The following is a 2,829-nucleotide window of genomic DNA, read 5'->3' as shown; positions in this document are numbered from 1 at the left end:
CTTGGGAGGATCTGCCCCTGGTGGATTTGCGGGAGCTGGTGCAGGAGCTGGGCGAACAATACCGGCCCCAAGCGGAGTCCCTGGGGCTTCGCTGGCAATGCGACCTGCCGGGGCCTGCTGGGAAATGGCGGGTGCGCGGGGAAGCGGCTCTGCTGCGGCAGGCGGTTGAAAACCTGCTGCGCAATGCCCTGCAGTACACCCCCGCCGGCGGCACGGTGCAACTGAGCCTGGAAAGCCGGCGCCATTGCGTTTGCATCCACGTGAGGGACACGGGCCTCGGCATCCCGCCTGAGCACTTGCCCCACCTGTTCGAGCGGTTTTACCGGGTGGACACGGCCCGCGCCCGCCATACAGGGGGATTTGGGCTGGGCCTGGCCTTGGCCCACCAGATCGTCACCGCCCATCGGGGATCCCTGCGGGTGGCCAGCCAAGTGGGAGAGGGGTCGGTGTTTACAGTGGAGCTGCCCTTGTCATCTTCACGTCATTTTCTTTCGCCATCCTCAGGATAGGCCGCAAGGGAAAGCCCACTGAGCCAACCCCAAACCGGCTTGTCCTGTCGATTGGAGTTTGTAACCATGACGATTCGTGCTTCCTTCACCGGTGCCCTCGGCTGTTCCCTGCCGATTTTGCTGCTCCTCACTCCCCTGGTGCTGGGATCCCCGGCGCAAGCCCAGCGGGGCCGCCGCCCGGCTCTTGGAACCGCAGCCCCCGTGCCAATGCAGCCGAGTTGGCAGAGCCCGCGGGAGCTGGAGCGGGCCAACCACGACCTGGCCAAAGCCCAGCGGCACCTGGCGGAAGCCAGCTTCTTCGCCCAGCGGGGATCCTCTCCGGAAGCCGCCCGTCTCCTGGAGCTGAGCCGCCAGAGCTTGGCCGAGGCCCAGAACGCTCTGCAAAGGGGGAATGTCTTCGCCGTCCGCGAGCAGGCCAAAGCGGCGGAAAACTTGGCCAAAGCCGCCAAGGCGCTCTACGAAGCGGAGTTGGGCTTTGGGAGCCGTCCTGGCCGTTCCTTCTTCGAGGCCCCCTTGCGCGCCCAAGAGTCCCTCAGCCGGCTGCAGGCGGAGATGGCCTTCGCCAACATCACCGCCGGCCCTGTGGCCGAGCTGCAGCAGCAAGCCCAGCAGTTGTTGAGCAGGGTCAATACCGATCCGGGCAGCTACACCTTCGCCGACTACAGCCGCAGCAAGGCTGCCCACCACTCGGCCCGCGCTGCGTTGTATCTGTTGGCGGCAGAGCGCCTGAGCGGTTTGGGATCCCTGGGCAGCCTCTAAGCGCCCCCTGGTTGAGGCAGCCCGCTCTCTTCTCCTAACCCTGCAGCAGTTGCGTTAGAGTAAAGGCCCCCGCCGCGGGGGCCGTTCTTGTTCCCAGAAATCCAGAGTCAATAGCCCACCCTCGTCGAGTGTACCTGCGTTTTCTGCACCTGTGGCACTTCCGCAACTACCGGGATCAGGGGATCCCCTTCGAGGCGCCCAAGACCATCCTGGTGGGGGAGAACGCCCAGGGCAAGACCAACCTTTTGGAGGCAGTGGAGCTCTTGGCCACCTTGCGCTCGCGGCGGGCCAGCCGGGATCGGGAGCTGGTGCAGCAGGGGGAAGAGAAGGCGCGGATTGCCGCCACCGTGGAACGGCTGGGGGTGGCCCACGAGCTGGCAATGGAGCTGCGCAGCCAGGGGGGGCGATCCCTGAGGGTTAACGGCCAGGTGCTACGGCGACAATCTGACTTTTTGGGGCAGGTGAGTGCCGTGGTGTTCTCCAGCCTGGATCTGGAGCTGGTGCGAGGGGGGCCAGAGGCGCGGCGCCATTGGCTAGACGGGGTGTTAATCCAACTGGAGCCTGTTTATGCCGACTTGGTGGAGCAGTATCGCCAGATCCTCAAGCAGCGCAATGCCCTCTTGAAGCAGGATCCCAAGGATTCCATCCCGCCGACGCAAGGAGCCGCCAGCAACAAAGCTTCTCAGATGGCCTTCTGGGACGCACAACTGGCCACCAGCGGCAGTCGTATCGTGCGCCGTCGCGCCCGGCTGTTGCAGCGGCTAGAACCCCTGGCCGCCCGCTGGCACCAAACCATCAGCGGCGGACGGGAGACCCTCAGCCTCACCTATCGCCCCCAGGTGCCCCTGCCGGATCCCCAGGCCGATCCCGCGGCGGTTCAGGCCCAATTCTTGGCAGAGATCCGCGCCAAGGCTGCTGCCGAACAGGCTTTGGGCACTTCCCTGGTCGGCCCCCACCGCGATGAGGTGGAGCTGAGCCTCGACGGACGGCTGGCTCGTGCCTACGGATCCCAGGGGCAGCAGCGCACCTTGGTCTTGGCCCTCAAACTGGCGGAGCTGGAGCTGATTGAGCAGGTGAAGGGGGATCCGCCCTTGCTGCTGTTGGACGACGTGCTGGCGGAGCTGGATCTGCACCGCCAAAACCAGCTCTTAGGGGCCATTCAAGAGCGGGTGCAAACTTTGGTTACCACCACCCACCTAGGATCCTTTGACACCGCTTGGCTCAAGGGAGCGCAAATCCTTCACGTGCACCAGGGGCAGATCTCTCCCTCCCCCGCCTCACTCCCCTTGGCTTAAAGCAAGCCAATCCCCCAGCATACTCCCCTCTCCCTCTGGGAGAGGGGCCGGGGGTGAGGGCTGACTCCCTCTGGGAGAGGGGCCGGGGGTGAGGGTGCCTCTGGGAGAGGGGCCGAGGGTGGTCGTGTGAGCGGCGCGGAGCGCTTGGGCTCAGAGCCGCCCGCGATCCAGGCTGCGATACTGAATCGCCTCGGCGAGGTGGGTGGGGGCGATGGCCTCGGCGCCCTCCAGGTCGGCGATGGTGCGGGCCACCTTGAGAATGCGGT

At 65.7% G+C, this 2,829-nt stretch carries 4 protein-coding genes; 3 read left to right on the top strand and 1 reads right to left on the bottom strand.

Annotation, left to right across the window (positions count from 1 at the left end; translation table 11 throughout):
* From NW853_RS04650 to recF, 3 genes are all read left to right on the top strand, one after another.
* On the top strand, positions 1-509 hold a 509-nt coding region (locus NW853_RS04650), incomplete at its 5' end, for a sensor histidine kinase (RefSeq protein WP_414348035.1).
* A gap of 66 nt (positions 510-575) precedes the next feature.
* Positions 576-1,268, top strand: coding sequence for a DNA-binding protein (locus NW853_RS04645; protein ID WP_414348032.1), 693 nt, complete (start codon positions 576-578; stop codon positions 1,266-1,268).
* Between the two features lie 128 nt (positions 1,269-1,396).
* Entirely contained in the window at positions 1,397-2,563 is a 1,167-nt protein-coding gene (gene recF, locus NW853_RS04640; protein ID WP_414332360.1) for a DNA replication/repair protein RecF, read from the top strand.
* 150 nt (positions 2,564-2,713) lie between these two features.
* Here the strand turns inward: recF and NW853_RS04635 are convergent.
* Positions 2,714-2,829 (bottom strand): hypothetical protein (locus NW853_RS04635; protein WP_414348045.1); only part of this gene is annotated, 116 nt, incomplete at its 5' end.

Origin of the sequence: Synechococcus sp. H55.11 (assembly GCF_047462475.1) — a bacterium.
Lineage (GTDB): Bacteria > Cyanobacteriota > Cyanobacteriia > Thermostichales > Thermostichaceae > Thermostichus.
Note: the sequence above shows the minus strand (reverse complement) of the source record. Positions and strands in the feature narration are given on the sequence as shown.

Coding starts and splice junctions, on each gene's coding strand:
- NW853_RS04645 (WP_414348032.1), top strand. CDS start 576: ATGACGATTCGTGCTTCCTTCACCGGTGCCCTCGGCTGTTCCCTGCCG.